The 16893-nt window shown below is 72.9% G+C and carries 11 protein-coding genes; 4 read left to right on the forward strand and 7 right to left on the reverse strand.

The window, feature by feature from the left end:
* Window positions 1-4 precede the first annotated feature (4 nt).
* The 3 genes from ACIQ7M_RS25040 to ACIQ7M_RS25050 are packed head-to-tail and all read right to left on the reverse strand — an operon-like array spanning window position 5 to window position 3810.
* The gene (locus ACIQ7M_RS25040) at window positions 5-400 is read right to left on the reverse strand and encodes a DUF742 domain-containing protein (RefSeq protein ID WP_355766999.1); all 396 of its coding nucleotides are present in this window, start codon (window positions 398-400) and stop codon (window positions 5-7) included.
* A 9-nt stretch (window positions 401-409) separates the two neighbouring features.
* On the reverse strand, window positions 410-850 hold the full coding sequence (locus ACIQ7M_RS25045; protein ID WP_355767002.1) for a roadblock/LC7 domain-containing protein: 441 nt from the start codon (window positions 848-850) through the stop codon (window positions 410-412).
* On the reverse strand, window positions 847-3810 hold the full coding sequence (locus tag ACIQ7M_RS25050) for a nitrate- and nitrite sensing domain-containing protein (protein WP_403648256.1): 2964 nt from the start codon (window positions 3808-3810) through the stop codon (window positions 847-849). The genes ACIQ7M_RS25045 and ACIQ7M_RS25050 overlap by 4 nt, the downstream gene beginning before the upstream one ends.
* A gap of 422 nt (window positions 3811-4232) precedes the next feature.
* Between ACIQ7M_RS25050 and ACIQ7M_RS25055 the strand changes: the two genes are divergently transcribed.
* Window positions 4233-4868 carry a hypothetical protein gene (locus ACIQ7M_RS25055; protein WP_403648260.1) on the forward strand — a complete coding sequence of 212 codons (636 nt, stop codon included), beginning with the start codon at window positions 4233-4235 and terminating at the stop codon, window positions 4866-4868.
* A gap of 301 nt (window positions 4869-5169) precedes the next feature.
* Here ACIQ7M_RS25055 and ACIQ7M_RS25060 read toward each other — a convergent pair whose 3' ends face one another.
* From ACIQ7M_RS25060 to ACIQ7M_RS25075, 4 genes are all read right to left on the reverse strand, one after another.
* The gene (locus tag ACIQ7M_RS25060) at window positions 5170-9804 is read right to left on the reverse strand and encodes a hypothetical protein (protein ID WP_403648263.1); all 4635 of its coding nucleotides are present in this window, start codon (window positions 9802-9804) and stop codon (window positions 5170-5172) included.
* A gap of 67 nt (window positions 9805-9871) precedes the next feature.
* A complete protein-coding gene (locus tag ACIQ7M_RS25065; protein ID WP_386980132.1) occupies window positions 9872-10750 on the reverse strand; it encodes a hypothetical protein in 879 nt (292 codons plus the stop codon).
* A gap of 316 nt (window positions 10751-11066) precedes the next feature.
* Complete coding sequence (locus ACIQ7M_RS25070; protein WP_403648266.1) at window positions 11067-12584, reverse strand: hypothetical protein; 1518 nt, start codon at window positions 12582-12584, stop codon at window positions 11067-11069.
* 390 nt (window positions 12585-12974) lie between these two features.
* Window positions 12975-13679 (reverse strand): GntR family transcriptional regulator, encoded by a 705-nt coding sequence (locus tag ACIQ7M_RS25075; protein WP_403648269.1) that lies wholly within the window; start codon window positions 13677-13679, stop codon window positions 12975-12977.
* 181 nt (window positions 13680-13860) lie between these two features.
* Here ACIQ7M_RS25075 and ACIQ7M_RS25080 point away from each other — a divergent pair, with 181 nt between their 5' ends.
* The 3 genes from ACIQ7M_RS25080 to ACIQ7M_RS25090 are packed head-to-tail and all read left to right on the forward strand — an operon-like array spanning window position 13861 to window position 16819.
* Window positions 13861-15180 (forward strand): MFS transporter, encoded by a 1320-nt coding sequence (locus tag ACIQ7M_RS25080; protein ID WP_403648272.1) that lies wholly within the window; start codon window positions 13861-13863, stop codon window positions 15178-15180.
* A gap of 56 nt (window positions 15181-15236) precedes the next feature.
* Window positions 15237-16031 (forward strand): putative hydro-lyase, encoded by a 795-nt coding sequence (locus ACIQ7M_RS25085; RefSeq protein ID WP_355769151.1) that lies wholly within the window; start codon window positions 15237-15239, stop codon window positions 16029-16031.
* 29 nt (window positions 16032-16060) lie between these two features.
* Window positions 16061-16819, forward strand: a complete 759-nt coding sequence (locus ACIQ7M_RS25090; protein ID WP_403648275.1) for a LamB/YcsF family protein — start codon at window positions 16061-16063, stop codon at window positions 16817-16819.
* Window positions 16820-16893 lie beyond the last annotated feature (74 nt).

Consider the following 16893-nt stretch of genomic DNA (forward strand, 5'->3'; position numbering starts at 1 on the left):
CAGCTCAGAGCGCCCGGAGGCCGCTGATCACGTCGCGCAGAATACTCTCGTCCGGCAGTTCGGCGGGGGGAACGGGACGTGTCACGTGCACCATTTCGTCATCCACCAGATCCCCGATCAGGACCCGCACCACTCCGATGGGCAGATCGAGTTCCGCCGCGAGTTCGGCGACGGACTGGGGGACGTCACGGCAGAGTTCGACGATGTCCACGTGTTCCGGGGACAGCGAGTGGTCCGACTCGGGGTCCTCGGCGTGCAGTTCCGTGACCACGAGCGCGATCAGATCGAGGCGGTGCTGGGCCGCGCTGGTGGTACGGCCGCGGGTCATGGCGTACGGGCGGACCACCGGGCCCGCCTCGTCGTCGAACCAGTGGCGTCTTCCCTGACCGTCTCCGCTCATGTCATCCCACTACCCGCCCGAAGGCAGATCGGTGCGCGGACTGGAGGCCAGATGTACGCCGACCCGCTTGACGAGGAGTGTCATCTCGTAGGCGACCTGGCCCACGTCGGAGTCGGCGTCCGAGAGGACGGCGAGGCAGCTCCCGTCACCGGCGGCCGTGACGAACAGGAAGGCCTCGTCGAGTTCGACGACGGTCTGGCGGACGCTGCCCGCTTCGAAGTGCCGGCCGACGCCCTTGGCGAGGCTGTGGAAGCCGGAGGCGACGGCGGCCAGGTGTTCGCTGTCCTCCCTTGTGAGGTCCTTCGAGGCCCCGGTCGGAAGGCCGTCGCCGGAGAGCACGATCGCCTTGTTGATACTGGCGACGCGGTCCACCAGTTCGTCGAGCAGCCAGTTCAGTTCGCCGGACACATTGCCGGTCGCGGCGGGCCCTGCGGCCTTCGGTGCGGTCATCGACCGTCCCCCTTTGTCTTTCCTCGTGCTGAGCCGTCCTGGGCCTGGTCGCCCTCGGCGTTCTCTTCGCGGCCGCGCTGCCAGCCACGCTGGAGCGAGGCCATGCGACTGCGTACTTCGTCGGCGTCCCGTTCGGCGGGATCCGGCCGCGTGCCGTCGCGGCCGTTGCCGCGCTCGGCGAGCCGCGCCGGCCCGTCCTTCAACTGGGGGGCCAGATTCGCCTGCCGGACACGCCGCGGCAGCGCGGCCGTTCCGGCTTCCGCCTGCCCTGTCGCGATGTCGCGGCGGGGAGTCGTTTCGTCGTCCGGGGACGCCGAGGTGCGGGTGCGCCGGGGCAGGGCCGGGGCGTCGTGGTGGCCCGACGTGTCCGGGCGGTCGGTGTTCTCACGGAGACCGGGTGTTCCGGAAGGTTCGGGTGCCTCGTGGAGAGCGGGCCTCCCCGGTGTGCCGAAGGCTCCCCGTGCACCGGGGGCGCCGGAGCGTTCACCGCCGCGCCTGGCCGGGACGGCGGGCCGCTCGCCTTGCCGCCTGGGCAGGGGCTTGGCCCCTTCGAGTTCGGGCACGCGGTGGTCCCGGTGGTCCTCGTTCCCTCCCGGTCCGGGGTCCCGCATCGATTCCAGCTCCGGGGTCGTGCCCTCGTCCATCCGGTCGCGCCACGACCTGGTGCCCGTGACGGGACGGCCGTGGGAGCTGACGAGCTTGGGCGTCCGGCGTCGTGGCAGCGGGACCGGAGCTCCGTCCGGACGGTCGTCGTCCTCCGGCCGGGCGGCTTCGTCGGCCTCTCCGGCCTGCTGGTGCCGCCCTGTGGGCACCCCGGCGATGGAGCGCCGGGGACGGAACAGTCCTCCGCGTTCGCTGTCGTCGTCGCCGAGCGCGCCGGGGAATCCGGTGAGCGTGTCCAGGTCGACGGGCGCGTCCAGCTCGACGGGTCCGTCGAGGACCGAGGCGGGCAGACCGGGCAGCCGCGCCGACGACTCGGCGAGTGCCGCGCCGGGGCGTTCCTCGGTCTTGCGTCCCTTGGCGGGCAGGGTGCGGTCGAGGCGGAAGCCGATGCCATTGGTGTCCGGGACGTCGTCGGTGAGCAGCGCGTCCGGCATGAAGACGACCGCGGTGGTGCCGCCGTACGGGGAGGGCTGGAGCGAGACGCGGACGTTCTGCCGCTGGGCGAGCCGGCTGACCACGAAGAGGCCGAGCCGGTCGGTGTCGGAGAGTTCGAACTCGGGGGTCTCGGCGAGGCGCAGGTTGGCGTCGAGCAGTGCCTCGGCGGTCATACCGAGGCCGCGGTCGTGGATCTCCAGGGTGAAGCCGTTGGCGACGCGTTCACCGACGACGTGCACCGCCGTGTGCGGCGGTGAGAACACCGTCGCGTTCTCCAGCAGTTCGGCCACGAGATGGGTGACGTCGGCGACGGCGGGGCCCGTGATGGCGACGCGCGGCAGCCGGCGTACCTCGACGCGTTCGTAGTCCTCGACCTCGGCGACGGCGGCGCGGACGATGTCCATGAGCTGGACCGGCTTGCGCCACTGCCGGGACGGCGCCGCGCCGGACAGGATGACGAGGCCCTCGGCGTGGCGGCGCATGCGGGTGGTGAGGTGGTCGAGGCGGAACAGGTCGGCCAGTTCGTCGGTGTCCTCGGTCCTGCGTTCCATGGTGTCGAGGAGGGTGAGCTGCTTGTGGAGCAGGACCTGGCTGCGGCGGGCGAGATTGACGAAGACCTCGGAGACGCCCTCGCGCAGTTCGGACTGCTTGACGGCCGCCTCGACGGCGGCGCGCTGAAGGGTGTTGAGGGCCTGGCCGACCTCGCCCATCTCGTTCCTGTCGTACTCCAGGCGCGGCACTTCGGTCTCGATGTCGACCTGTTCACCCGCCGAGAGCCGGCGCATGACGCTGGGCAGCCGTACGCCGGAGGCCTCGTGGGCCTCCATGCGCAGGCGGCGCAGGTCGCGGATGAGGCTCCGGCCGATGCGTACGGACATGACGAGCGAGGTCAGCAGGGCGATGAGGCCGACCACGCCCGCGCCGACCGCCTGGAGGATGACGCTCAGGGCCACGGGCCTGACCCGGTCCCGGTAGTGGTCGCCCGCCAGGTCCTCGAGTTGGCCGAGCTCGGCGAGCACGTGCCCGGCCGCGCCGTCCCAGCTCTTGGCCGTGACGCCGCTGGGAGAGCCGTCCGTCGAGGTGGCGACCGCCCGTTCGGCCGCGCGCAGCGGCCCGGTGCCGGCGTTGCCCCAGTAGCGCTCGAAGCGGGCGCGGTCCGAGGAGGGAAGGAGCGGCAGGCTGACGTCGTACAGCAGGGTGCGCTGGGCTACGAGGTCGGAGACTTGGCGGAGTTCGTCGCGGGTGAGGTGTCCGGCGACCAGTGCGGAGCCGAGAAGGGCGTCCTCACGGGAGAGCAGTTCGCGGGCACGGGACACATTGACGAGGGCGCGGCTCTCCTTGTCCAGTTCCACGTCGTCGACCACGTGCAGGTTGGCCAGGAGGACGTAGCAGGGATCGATGAGCCGGTCGTAGAGGCCGAGGGCCTGGACGCGGTCGAAGGTGCCGTCCTCGACGCCGTTGCGCAGCGAGGAGATCCCGTCGACGGCGTCGAGGAGCGAGGTGAGGCGCTCCGCGGTGCCTCCGCCGAGTTCCTCGCGCACGCCCTTGTCGCCGGCGTTCCTGCGGACCTTGGCCAGGACGCGGTCCGTGGCGCCGCGGCTGCGCCTGAGCGCGGCGAGTCCGTCGGAGGCGCGAGGATCGGCCAGGTAGACGAGTGTCTGCCGGCGTTCCCGTTGGAGAACCCTGACGGTGTCCTCGGTCGGGTAGCCGATCTTCTGCACGACTTCGGAGACGCTGAAGAGCCGGCTCGCCTCACGACCCGTCAGCACGGTGGCGAAAGCCCAGATCCCGGTCAAAGACACCAGGGGCACGAGGAGCAGCGCCACAATCTTCCGGCGGATGGACTTCCCGCGAAAGCGCATGGCCTCCCCCAGCTCGACCCCTTCGGTCAGGGGTACACATGTGCGTCAACAAACGGCGTGAGCCTACTACTGACACAGAGACAACTCGAAGACCGTCCGGAGGGTGGATCCGGCCCGACAGGGAACTAGACATCGGGTGTTGTCCGTTCATTGGGGGAGATTGCGCCCCGGGATACGGCACTTGGGGCCGGATCCCATCGGAGCGGGGAACTTCGTCAGTTGGCCGAAATTCTTCGCTCGGCGGGAATCTTCGGGGCAGGTTGTTCGTCTGTATGTACGGGAATTGAGGGCGGAATCGGCCACAGGTGCCGCATGCCGCGCTCAGTCGGCGTAAAAGAGCGCAAGCCGGGCAGCCACTGGGGGGCGGGGGTCGCGAGACACCCGTGCGAGAGGACTGCTGGGCGGTGGGGAGTGACAAGTTGATGGGCACGGCGGAACGGAGCGGGTCACCCGCTGCTGAGGTTGCGACAGGAAAGGCGGTACAACTGGCCACCCGGGTACCGGATGACGGTGTTCCGGCAGCGGGGCACGGTCGGCCGGACGCGCGGTCGGCGAAGGACGGGCCCGACGCGGCGGAGTCCCGGGAGACCGGCCCTCGCGGGGGCGGCCGATCCGAGGAGAAGGGCGCCGACACGTACGGATACGAGGAGTACGAGGAGCGGGCGTACTACCGGCCGTTGTGGATCGAGGAGCCGGCGCCCAGGCGCCGGCTGCCGGATCCCGTGCGTACGTCCGCGGTGCGTGCGGTGCTCGTCATCTCGGTCACGCTGATACAGGCCGTCGTGGCGTTCCTGTGCACGATGGCGGAGTCCTGGCTGGCTTTCCCGATGGTCGTCAGCAGTGTGGCCAGCACGGTCGTCGCCACGTGGGCCGCCCTGGACGTGTGGGTGACGCGGCAGGTGTGGAACCAGCGGAACGGCGTGGTGTCGGTGCCGAGCAGCACGGCGCGGGCGCTCCGGCGCGAGCGCCGCAAGGCCAGGCGTCAGGCACGGATCGCGGCGCGTGCTCAGGAGCGGATACGCAGGCGGGGCGGGGCCGGGCAGTTGTCCCACTCGTAGCGGAGCGGCAGCCGCTGCGCGCCTCGGTCCGACCGCGGAGCGGCAGTGTCTTCGGGCTTCGGCCGGCCGTCGGACCGGTCGCCCCTGGCGTCCCGGTCCGACGGCCGGGCCCCCGGGGGGGGCGGCCACGGGGCTCCCTCGCCATCACGACGTCGGTGAGCGGGGAGCGGCCCTCGGGCAGTTCGCTCCAGGCGGCCGCCCCGAAGAAGGGAGGCCGCGTGGAGGAGCGCACCGCGCGAAGCGCGGGGAACCGCGTCGCCGATCACCGACGGCGCGCGATTCCCCCGCCCTTCGGTTCTCGCTACGGGGTCACCGGTGCCGGGCGCTTGAACATCCGTGTCGCCGTGATCTCGGTGTGCACGGTCTCCCCGGCGGTCGCCTCGCGCGGCAGGCCCGGTCGCAAGTGCTCCTCGACGCTGATGTACTTCAGCCCGGCGCGAAGGTCGGCGTCGTTGCGCAACCGGATGACGAGGGGGAACTCGGCGAGCGCGGTCGTGTCGAACAGGCCGGTGGTGTAGAGGAGTTGCACGCCGAGCGCGTCCGAGACGGCCCGCTGGAGCTCCAGCAGATACGTCGCGTTGGCACGCCCGATGGGGTTGTCGAGGAACAGGGTGCCGGCGTGCCGGTGCTTGTCACGGCCGCGGTCGTTGCTGCGCAGCGCGGCCATCGTGCAGTACAGCGCGATGGCGGCGGTGAGGAGCTGGCCGCCGGAGAACACGTCGCCCATCTGCCCGACGGGGACGCGTTCGGCGCGCAGTACGGCGTCCGGCTTGAGGATCTCGACGGCGACGCCCTTGGGCTGGAGCGCGGCGCTGACACCGCGCAACAGCAGGGACATGCCGTCGCGCCGCATGTCGGAGTTCTTCTTGACGGCCGCGCGGGTGGCTTCGTCCACCACCTCGCCGAGCCGCTCGGTGAGGGTGGCCTGGTCGGGTTCCTCGAAGCGGATGCGGAGGAATTCCTGTCCCGACCACTCCCCCAGTCCCTCCGGCAGCCTGGACAGCCGCTGGGCGGACCGAAGAGTGGCGAGACAGGACTCGACGAGTCCGCGCAGCCGGTCCACGATCGAGTCCCGGTTGCGCTCCAACTGCGCCAGTTCGTCGGTCAGCACACGCAGCCGGGGCGCGAACGCGTCCGCCCACTTCTGCGCGTGCTCGGGCAGGGAGGAGGCGGGCAGCTCGCGGATCTGCTGCCGGGCGGGGGTGCGCACCTGCTCGTAGCGCGTGGAGTTCGCGTGGCGCACGAGGATGTCGCTCGCCTCGCGGACGGCAGCCTCGGCCGTGGTCAGGTCGGCGGCGCAGCCACGCAGCGAACGGCGGCTCTCGGCGGCGGAGTTCCGCGCCTCTTCGAGGGTGCCCGGATAGGGCTCGGGCTCGTCCTGGTCCTCGTCGACGTGCTCGCGGAGGAGGTCCCTGAGGAGCGCGGCCGTCTCGTCGAAGCCGCCGGCCGCGTCCTCGGCGGAGCGGTGGGCGTCGAGGAACTCCGCGTGTGCCTCGCGGGCGCGGTTCAACGCCTCGGTGCGGGAGGCGAGTTCGGTCGTGGCGGTGCGCAGCAGGGTCTGGGCCTGCTCGGCGTCGACCGGAACCAGGTCCTCCGCCAGCTCGGTGTGCGTCTCGCCCTCTTCGGGCGCGTGCCGCTCCGCCTCGCCGCGCAGCCGCCCGAGCTGTTCGCTCGCGGTCGACATCCGGGTCTCCAGGAGCTGCACAAGTTCCTCGGCCCGTGCCGCGGCGGCCTGCCGGGAGGGGCCGTCCGAACCGTCCGGCGACTCCAGGAGCTGGCCGGCGCGGGTGCGGACCTTGTTGCTGAGCCGGTCCAGCTCCGCGAGGGCCGCGCTCTCGTCGCTCTCGGCCCGTGCCTGCTCGGCACGCAGGTCGGCGCCGACGCCGACCTGCTCGTAGAGCTGCGACGCCGCCCGGTAGGCCTCGCGCAGCGCGGGCAGCGAGTCCTTGGCGACCGCCGACCCGTCCTGCGTGACGTCGTCGGGGGCGCCGGCGATCTCGGCGCGTTCGGCGCGCAGCGCGCGGGCCGTGCGGCGGGCGTCGTCGGCGGCACGCTGGGCGCCGCGGCGGTCCTCGTCGGCGGCGCGGGCGCGCTCCAGGCACACCTGCGCGCGGGCTTCCGACTCCGCCGCCTCGTCGGCGAGTTCGCGGAGGTTGACCTGCCATCCGGCGCGCTCGCGCAGCCGGAAGGCGAGTCCGGCGAGCGCGTCGGCGGCACGCCGGGCCTTCTGGGCCGCGTCCTGGCGCTCGTCGCGCACGTGGGCCGCCTCGGCCGCCGTCTCGTCCGCCTCCGCGCGGACGGCGCGGGCCTCGGCGAGCTCGGCCTCGGTCTCCTCCGCGAACGCGCGCGCGTCGCGGGCGGCCGTGGCCAGTTCGGTGAGCCGTCCGGCGGGGCAGCCGGTGCGCCAGGAGGCGAGGCGCGCGGCCAGTTCCCGGTCCTTGCCGAGGCGGGCGGCGAGGGTGCGGATCTCTTCGTCCCGCAGACCGGTCCGGGCACGCAGTGCCTGGCGCTCCTCGTCGGCGGCGTGCTCGTCGTGCATGGCCGGGTTCGGGGGTACGAGGAAGACCCCGCCGTCGTCCGTGCCTGCGGCCGGGGTGGGGGCGAGCAGGGCGGCGGCCGTGCCGACCGCCACCGTGGAGCGGGGCAGCAGCGCCGCCTCGGCGAGGACCTCTCGGGCCCGCGCGTGGGTGTCCGGGTCGGTGATGATCACGCCGTCGACGAGTTCGGGCCGGGCGGCCAGGACGCGCGCATGGTCGACGGGGTCGACGGCCTGGGCGAGGTAGCGCCATCCGGGCAGCGCGGGGATGCCGTGCTCGCCGAGGTACTCGACGGCGGCCAGCACGTCCGGTCCGGGCGGCAGCAGTCCGCCGTCGCCGAGCGCCCCGAGGATCCGGGCGTCGTCGGCGGCGGCGGTGCGCAGGTCGAAGAGCTGCCGCTCGGCGGAGGCGACGGTCTCGTCGAGAAGGCCGCGGAGGTCGTCCGCGTACCGGTCGAGCTCTTCGGGAGCCAGCGGTGCGCCGGCCGGCGTGTCGGCCGGCACGTCGGCGTCCTCGTCGCGGCGCGGCTGGGGAACACCCCGGCGGGTGCCGGAGCCCGGCAGGCCGAGCAACTCCGCGAGCCGTTCCTCCCGCGCCAGGGCCTCGGCGGTGCCCCGCTCCGCTTCGTGCGAGCGCTCGGCGGCCGTGGCGGCGTCCGCCGCGCGGGCCGCCGTCAGCTCGGCCCGGGACTCGGCGGACCCCGCTTCCCGCGCCTGGTCGGCGGCGCGCCGGGAGGCCTCGCGCGCGGTGTCCCAGGCGGCGACGGCCGTCTTCTCCGCGTCGCTGGCGGCTAGGGCGGCACGGGCCGGGTCGGCGTCGGGGGCGCTGTCGTCGAGCCAGCCGGCCCGGACCGCCTCGGCGGTCTCCTGCTCGACCTCGGCCAACCGCTGACGCAGATGCCCGATCTCGCTGCGGGCGCGCTGCGCGGCGGTGGCGGCGGCCGTCGAGTCGGCGTGTGCCGTCTCCCCGGCCTCCTGGAGACCCGCGGACCGCTCCTCCTCCTCGTTGGCCAGCGACTCGGCGCGCTCGGCGGCCCGGTGCAGGGCTCGGACGAGGTCGACGGCGGCGGTGGCGCGGGCCGCGAGCGCGGGCGCGGCGTCCCGTTCGGCCTCGCGGATGGCGTCGGCGACACGGGTGGAGCGGTCGGCGGCGGCACGGTGGCGCAGCACGGCCTCGGCGGCCTGCCAGGCGGCGTGCAGGGTGCGCGCGTCGGCGAGCTCGCGCTTCTGCGCGGCGGCCGACTTCTCCGCGCCGGCGAGGGCCAGCGAGGCGTGCCGGTAGGCGAGTTCGGCGGCGATCAGCGCGCTGCGCTCGCGGGCGCCCTCGGCGTGGGTGACGGCGTACGCGGCGGCGGTCACGCGCTGGGCGAGCTCACCGGCGCGCACGCGTTCCCGCACGGCCCGCGCGGACAGCCGGCGAGCCAGCGTCCTCGTCCGCCGCTCGGCCCCTGTGTGGATGTCACGCGCGCGTGCCCGTGCCCCGGCGGCCTCGACGATCCGGCCGAGCAGATCCACGGAACCGGCGGTGAAGTCGCGCTCGGCGATGAGTTCGGCGCGTCGTCCCAGCTTGTTGCCGAAGCCGCCGACGAGGTCGGCGAGCCCGTCGGTGTCGCGGGTGTCGGTGACCGCGCGCAGCAGCAGATCGGTGAAGTCGGAGTCCTTCTTGACCGCGAAGAGACCGGCGGCCTCGCCCTCGTCCGCGTTCATCTCCCGCTGGTAGCGGAAGAGTTCGGGGTCCAGGCCCAGGTCGCCGAGGTGTTCGTTCCAGCGGTCGTGGATCTCCTCCCAGTGCACCTCCAGGTGCGGGTAGGCCTTGCCGGCCTCGGTGATCGCGTCGCGGAAGCCCTTCATGGTGCGCCGCCGCCCCTGCGCCCCGGAGACGCCCTCGACGGGCGGTCGTACCGAAGTGGCCTCGGCGACGGGCAGGTTGTCCAGGCTGAGCCCGGGCCCCGGCCGGAACGAGTACCAGGCCTCGGCGAACTTCCGGGGGTCGTTGGAGACCTGCCGGCCACGCCACTCGCTCGCCTTGCCGACCACCACGCATTCGCCGGTCAGCGTGTGCTGCCACTCCAGCGCGACGTGTCCGCAGTCGTCGGCGAGCAGGAACTTGCGCAGCACGCCGGAGCTGGCGCCGCCCAGGGTGTTGCGGTGTCCGGGGAGCATGACCGAGAAGATCAGCTTGAGGAGCACCGACTTGCCGCCGCCGTTCTCCAGGAACAGCACACCGGCGGGCGCGGGCCGGCGCGGCGGGCCGACCGGCTCCTCCTCGAAGAACTCCGCCTGGGTGGGCGCCGGGTCGGGTACGGGCTCGCCGACTCCGCGCAGGTCCAGCACGGTGTCGGCGTAACGCGCACCGGCGGGCCCGATGGAGTAGAGGCGGACCCGGGACAGCTCGTACATGGCGGCGGACTCTCGTAGTCGAAAGGGGGTGAGGTCGTGAGGGGGAGCCGGGGAGGGCGGGCGGACGTCAGGAGTGGAACGGAAGTCCGGCCCCGGCCACGAGCTCCAGGTCGTCGGTGTCCTGGGCGGGCAGCAGGCTCGCCGTGCCGTCCGTCACCGGGACGATGCCCAGCTCCAGCAGTTCGGCCATGGCCGCGCTGCCCGCCATGTCGCGGACCTGGAGCTGATAGCGGGCGGTCGTCCGGAACGTGCCGCCGGCGTCGTCGCCGGTGCGCTGGAGGAATCCGGATTCGGTGAGGAAGGCGACGGCCTTGGCGATGATGCCCGTCGTCGAGCCGGCCAGTCTTCGCGCGTCCTTGGTGGCCCCGGTGGAGCTGCGGCGCGCCCAGATCCGCCAGGCCGCCTCCAGTCCGGGGGCGTCGGTCGCCGGGTCGGTGTTCTCGCCGGTCTCCTCGGCCCGCTCCTCCAGGCGCCGGCAGGCCTGTCGTACGAACGCGTCGACGCCGTTGACCGAGACCCGTCCGATGTATCCGTCGTCGGCGAGGTCCTCGGGGCGCGGGAAGGCCAGGGCGGCCACGGCGAGGTGGGCGAGTCCGTGCAGGAACCGGTCCCCGGAGTCGGTCGAGGCGCGGCGCGCGTAGTCGCCCATGCGGACGGCGAAGACCGAGTCCTCGGCGGCGGTCACGGCCATCCCCGCGCGCGGGGACACCTCGAGGACGACGAGACCGAGGCCTGCGGCCACCGCGTCCGCGAGCCGCGCGAAGGGCGGGTTCTCGCGGTAGCGGCGCAGCAGCTCGGTGTACTCCTGGTCGCGGGCGGGCTGCAGTTTGGGCTGCAGCCCGAAGGCGACGAGCCGCGCCGCGTCGGCGGCGTCGGCAGGGGTGACGGGGGCGTTCGCCGGTGCGGCGGTGGCCTCCGGTTCACTCCACTCGACGTGCTCGGTCACGGCTGGGACTCCTTGTTCGAAAGTACGAGGGTACGGGCAGGGGGACTGACGGGCGTCCCGTGCGGGGCTCGCGGACCGGCGGCGCCCGGCCCCACGGGACCGGCGTGCGCCCTCACCGAAGCGGTGCGGCCGGTGGCGGGGTTCCGGAGCATCACACGGACCGAGCCGACGAGGTTCCGGGACATCGCGCGGGGCGCGTCTGCGGAGTTCCGGTACATCCCGTGGTCCGAGCCGACGGAGTTCCGGGACATCCCGCGGTGCGCGTCTGCGGAGTTCCGGGGCCTCGCCCGGTGCGTGGGCTCTCGCGGCGGACGGTTCATGTCCGGTCCGCCTTCATCCCGGCCGCGTCGAGCAGTGCCATGCCGACGATCAGATCGGCACCGCCGAATTCCGGGTCGTCCAGCTCGGTCCCGTCGTCCACGGCGAACAGCAGGCGCTCCTCGCCCTGCCGGTAGGCGGTGCCGACCGGCGGACTCGCGGCGTGCACGGCCAGGAGGGCCACCAGGTAGGGCAGCTCGGGATCGCGGCGGCGGGCCTCCGCGAGCAGCCCGGACAGCCTGCGCGGCGCGTCCGGCGGCAGGTTCAGCAGTTCCTTGGCGGAGGCGAGCTGCTCGTCGCTGAAGCGGCTGTCGTCCGGTGTGGCGATCAGGTCGGGCTCGGGCATCTCCACGCCGAGGTGCTCGCGCTCCAGCGGCGGCGTCAGCAGGATGTCGACGAGGTCCGCGACCCGTACGGCGACGGGGGTGCGCAGGCCCGTCCCGCGCCGGAAGAAGGCGTCGGTGACGCGCAGCGCCCGCTCGACGGGCAGGGGCAGCACCGGTGCGACGAGGTGGCCGTACAGGTCGATCCCCGAGGTCGTCATGGGGGTGCCGAAGGCCTGCCGGTCCTGCTCGGCGCGGAACAGCGGGCCGGCTTCGAGGAGGCGGGACTGGAGCTGGGTGTGGCGGCGGATGCAGTCCTTGACTATGTCGACCAGCTCGGCCGCGCGCCGCTTCTGCTCGGGGTCCTCGGACTCGTCACGGGCCTTGCGGATGTTGGTGAGGATCGCGTTCTCGTGGCGGTACCGGTCGGCCACGTGGTCCAGGGCCTCGGCGATCATGTCGGGCACGGCCTGGAGCCAGTCGACGGCCCGGACGTTGCGCCGGGTGGCGTCGAGCGCCTTGCGCAGCGTTTCCGCGTACTGCACGGTGCGGTAGCGGGCCTGCTCGGCGGCAAGCTGCGCGTCGGCCAACCGGCCCCGGCTGATCAGCACCTCCAGCTTGACCTCGGCGGCGATCTGCGCGCTGGTGACATCGGTGTCGAGGGCGCCGACGAGGACGTTGACCGCTTCGTCGGTCGTCCGGAGGTAGACGCCTCCCCCGTAGCCCGGGACTTCCTCGATCAGTTTGAAGTCGTAGTCGCGGCGGACATAGCTGCCGTCGGGCGCGAAGGTGCCGTACACGGCCCGGAAGCCGCGGTCGACGCTGCCGACGTTGATCAGGTTCTCCAGGACCCAGCGGGCCACGCGCTCGTGCTCGGCGACCGGTCGGCCGGGGGCCTGGGCGGCGATGCGCGGAATGAGCCTGGCCACTATCTGGTCGTGGTCGGCGCCCGTGTCGAAGTCCATGTTCAGTGTGACGAGATCGATGGCCGCGAGGGCGACCTCGGCCATGCCGTACACCGTGTACTCACCCGCGAGGTTCGCCTTGCGCACGTCCAGATCGTGCAGCGGCGCGGTGCACGCGAGCGCGCGCAGCCGCCGCGCCAGGCCCTCGTCGGCGGCCGGGCCCGGCGCCGGGCGCGGCCCCGCGCTGAACTGGGGCGGAACGCTGTCCGTCGATGCAGGCGAAGTCACGGTGCACAGACTAGGTCCTCGGTCCGACAACGGTCGAAACGGCGCAGAAGCGACCCCGGCCACCGCCGGACACGAACCGTCCGACCCGGTCGCCGTGGGCACGGCCGGGCACACGGACAGCCACCGCGCACGTCTCTCGCCATGGACACAGCCGCATACCCAGAACCCCCACCGCGTGCGTCTCACCCCGGACCGCCGGACCGCCGGACCGCCGGACCGCCGGACCGCCGGACCGCCGGTCAGCCGGACCGCCGGTCAGCCGGTCAGCCGGTCAGCCGGTCAGCCGGTCAGCCACAGCGTGGCCGAGACTCCGCCCCCCGGCCCCGCGTGACCGAAGCCACAGCCGCGCCCGCCGGCACCCCCACCCGGCACACGCACCGTCCGAGGTCGTCAGCCCGTGCCCTCTCCCCCGTCGGCCACCCGGCGTGCGTACACCTCGACGAGGCCCGTGAGCGAGTCGTCGAGATAGGCCGCGAGGAGCCGCTCCGCGCCGTCACGGTCGCCCGCCCGCAGGGTCCGCAGGATCTCGTGGTTGCGCGCGAGGTAGGGCTCGTGGAGCCGCTGGGGGTCGTCCACGACGTGGAACGCGAGACGCAGCTCCGCGAAGACGCTGCGCATCACCTCGTCCGTACGGGCGCTGCCGGCGAGCGCGACCAGTTCTCTGTGGAAGTGGATGTTGGCGGTCGACACCGCTTTCCAGTCACCTTCGCGCGCCCCCCGCTGCCCGTCGGCGACGGCCCTGGCGATCCCCTCCACGGCGTAGGGCGGGCCGCCGAGCCCGCGGACCACGGCGCACTCGACGAGGGACCGGGTGCGGTAGATGTCCTCGACGTCCTCGACGGTGAGCACTCGTACGAAGACCCCCCGGTTGAGTTCGTGCACCAGCAGCCGCTCGTGCGTGAGCAGCCGGAACGCCTCGCGCAGTGTGTTGCGCGAGACCCCGAGGGCGCCGCCGATGCTGTCCTCCGACAGTCGTGTCCCGGGCGGGAAGAAGCCCTCGGCGATCCGGCTCCTGAGGATGTCCGAGACCCGCTCGGCGGTGCTGGTGCGGCCCAACAGGGCGCGATCGTCGGCCAGTTCCGTCAGCTCTGCCATGCCCGGAATTCAACCGCAGACCGAAGAACGAAACAACACGGGTATTGAGGGATCGTTCAACGATCCTCTACCTTGTCGGACAGGCGCTCTCCACGTCACCGCGAACTGCCGAGCGCCCCAAGGCTTCCACACGGCCCGGCTCAGTCCTCATGCACTCTCCGTCCCTCACTGCGAGGTGCCCATGAGCACGACCCCTCCACCCCAGGCCCTGACCCCCGACACGTCGTCCGTCACCGGTGAACCCGGCCTCCGGGAAGGCGCGTTCGGCTGGCTGCGCGCCCTCGGCCCGCGGGGCCGACGCGCGTTCGGCGGCGCTTTCGGCGGCTACGGCCTCGACTCGTACGACTACTTCACCCTGCCGCTGAGCATGGTCGCGCTCTCGGCCTACTTCGGCCTCGACAGCGGTCAGACAGGGCTGTTCACCACGGTCACCCTCGTCGTGTCCGCGGTCGGCGGTGCGGTAGCGGGCGTGGTCGCCGACCGGATCGGACGCGTCAAGGCGCTGATGATCACGGTGATCACCTACGCGGTGTTCACCGTGGCCTGCGGCTTCGCGCCGAACTACGAGACGCTGTTGGTGTTCCGCGCCCTCCAGGGCCTCGGCTTCGGCGGCGAGTGGGCGGTCGGCGCCGTCCTCGTCGCCGAGTACGCGAGTCCCCGCCACCGGGGGCGCACACTCGGCGCGGTCCAGAGCGCCTGGGCCGTCGGCTGGGGGCTGGCGGTGCTCGTCTACACGCTGGTCTTCCAGTACCTCGACGACGGCCTCGCCTGGCGCGTGATGTTCTGGACCGGCGCGCTGCCCGCGCTGCTCGTGGTCTGGGTCAGGCGCCAGGTGCGGGACGCCCCCGAGGCGGCCGCGGTCCGCGAGAGGAGCACGGACAAGGGATCGTTCACCGCGATCTTCAAGCGCGGCACGGCCGAGACCCCGGGGCTGCTGCGCACCACCTTCTTCGCGGTCCTGCTCTCCACCGGTGTCCAGGGCGGCTACTACACGCTGGCCACCTGGGTGCCGACCTATCTGAAGACGGAGCGGGGACTGTCCGTCGTCGGCACCGGCGGCTATCTGACCCTCCTGATCTCCGGGGCCTTCCTCGGCTACCTCACCGGCGGGCTCCTCACCGACAGGCTGGGCCGCAAGCGCAACATCCTGCTGTTCGCGGTCCTCTCCGCGGCCTGCATCCTCGCCTACGCGAACATCCCGAGCGGCGCCAACACCCTTCTCCTGGTGCTCGGTTTCCCCCTCGGCTTCTGCATGTCGGCGATCTTCAGCGGCTTCGGCTCGTTCCTCAGCGAGCTGTACCCGGTGGCGGTGCGCGGCACGGGACAGGGCTTCGCGTACAACACCGGGCGTGCCGTCGGCGCGGTCTTCCCCACCACGGTCGGTTTCCTGGCCGACAGCTGGGGCGTGGGCGGGGCGCTCGTCTTCGGCGCGATCGGCTACGCCCTCGCCGCGCTCGCCCTGACCGGACTCCCCGAGACGCGCGGCAAGGAGCTCCTGTGAACGACACCGTCCAGGTCCGGCCGCCCGCCCTCCCCGGCGACGGCTCGCCGAGTCCCCTGAAGACCCCCGGCCACGCGCGCGCGTGGACCCCCGAAAGAGCCCGTCGGCGGTTCCGTTCGGGGCTGTCGGTCCCCACGGCCGGGATCGCCGCCGGCCATGCCCAGGCCAACCTCGTGTCGGTGCCCGCCGACTGGGCGTACGAGATGCTGCTGTTCTGCCAGCGCAACCCGAAGCCGTGCCCGGTCCTCGACGTCACCGACGCCGGTTCGTGGACCACCGTGCTCGCCGCGGGCGCGGACCTGCGTACCGATCTGCCGGGCTACCGGGTGTGGGAGCACGGCGCGTTGGTGGCCGAGCCCAGGGACGTCGTCCCGTACTGGCGGTCCGATCTGGTGTCGTTCCTGATCGGTTGCAGCTTCACCTTCGAGTGGGCGCTGAGCTCCGCGGGCGTCCCGCTGCGCCACATCGAGCAGGGCCGCAACGTCTCGATGTACGTGACGGCACGTCAGTGCCGTCCGGCGGGACGGCTGCGCGGCCCCATGGTCGTGTCGATGCGTCCGGTGCCGCCCGAGCACCTGAGCGCAGCGATCCGGGAGAGCAGTCTGCTGCCGGCCGTGCACGGCAGTCCGGTGCACTGCGGGGATCCGGCGGGGCTCGGCATCGAGGATCTCTCGCGCCCGGACTTCGGCGATCCGGTGATCGCGGCCCCGGACGACATCCCGGTGTTCTGGGCCTGCGGAGTGACGCCCCAGGCGGCCGTGATGGCGTCCCGTCCGCCGTTCGCGATCACGCACGCGCCCGGCCGGATGTTCATCACGGACACGCGTGACGAGCAGTACCGAGTGGCCTGAACGGGCCGGAGGAGGAGGAACGGCAGCCCATGACCCCCATCGATCTCAACGCCGATCTCGGCGAGGGCTTCGGCCGCTGGCGGCTGACCGACGACGAACAACTGCTGTCCGTCGTGACCAGCGCCAACGTGGCCTGTGGTTTCCACGCCGGGGACGCGCCCACCATGCGGCGGGTGTGCGAACTGGCGGCCGAGCGGGGCGTACGGATCGGTGCCCAGGTCTCCTACCGTGACCTGGCGGGGTTCGGGCGGCGGGCGATGGACGTGCCGCCCGACGAGCTGGCGGCCGAAGTGGCCTACCAGATCGGCGCCCTGGAGGTCTTCGCGCGCGCGGCGGGCTCACGGGTGGCGTACGTGAAACCGCACGGCGCGCTCTACAACCGGCTCGTGCACGACGAGGAGCAGGCGGCGGCCGTCGTCGACGGTGTCCTGCTGACGGGCGCGGGTCTGCCGGTGCTGGGTCTGCCGTCCTCGCGCTTCCTGAAGATCGCCGAGGGGGCCGGCCTGCCCGTCGTCCCGGAGGCGTTCGCGGACCGCGCGTACACCGAGGAGGGCACGCTCGTGCCCCGCACCCAGGAGGGCGCGGTGATCACGGAGCCCGAGAGCGTGGTCGAACGCTCCCTCGGCCTGGCGCTCTCCGGGACGGTCGTCTCCCGTTCCGGGGAGCACGTTCCGGTCCGGGCGCGCTCTCTGTGCCTGCACGGGGACACACCGGGAGCGGTCGACCTGGCCCGCCGGGTACGGACGCGGCTGGAGTCCTCGGGCGTGCGCGTGGAGGCGTTCGCGTGAGCGGCACGACCGCCGACGGCGGTACGGCCCCGGTGCCGGCCACCGGCAGCGGCGAAGGGGACAACGGCGAAGGG

Origin of the sequence: Streptomyces sp. NPDC096324 (genome assembly GCF_044763015.1) — a bacterium.
Lineage (GTDB): Bacteria > Actinomycetota > Actinomycetes > Streptomycetales > Streptomycetaceae > Streptomyces.

Coding starts and splice junctions, on each gene's coding strand:
- ACIQ7M_RS25040 (WP_355766999.1), bottom strand. CDS start 400: ATGAGCGGAGACGGTCAGGGAAGACGCCACTGGTTCGACGACGAGGCG.
- ACIQ7M_RS25045 (WP_355767002.1), bottom strand. CDS start 850: ATGACCGCACCGAAGGCCGCAGGGCCCGCCGCGACCGGCAATGTGTCC.
- ACIQ7M_RS25050 (WP_403648256.1), bottom strand. CDS start 3,810: ATGCGCTTTCGCGGGAAGTCCATCCGCCGGAAGATTGTGGCGCTGCTC.
- ACIQ7M_RS25055 (WP_403648260.1), top strand. CDS start 4,233: ATGGGCACGGCGGAACGGAGCGGGTCACCCGCTGCTGAGGTTGCGACA.
- ACIQ7M_RS25060 (WP_403648263.1), bottom strand. CDS start 9,804: ATGTACGAGCTGTCCCGGGTCCGCCTCTACTCCATCGGGCCCGCCGGT.
- ACIQ7M_RS25075 (WP_403648269.1), bottom strand. CDS start 13,679: ATGGCAGAGCTGACGGAACTGGCCGACGATCGCGCCCTGTTGGGCCGC.
- ACIQ7M_RS25080 (WP_403648272.1), top strand. CDS start 13,861: ATGAGCACGACCCCTCCACCCCAGGCCCTGACCCCCGACACGTCGTCC.
- ACIQ7M_RS25090 (WP_403648275.1), top strand. CDS start 16,061: ATGACCCCCATCGATCTCAACGCCGATCTCGGCGAGGGCTTCGGCCGC.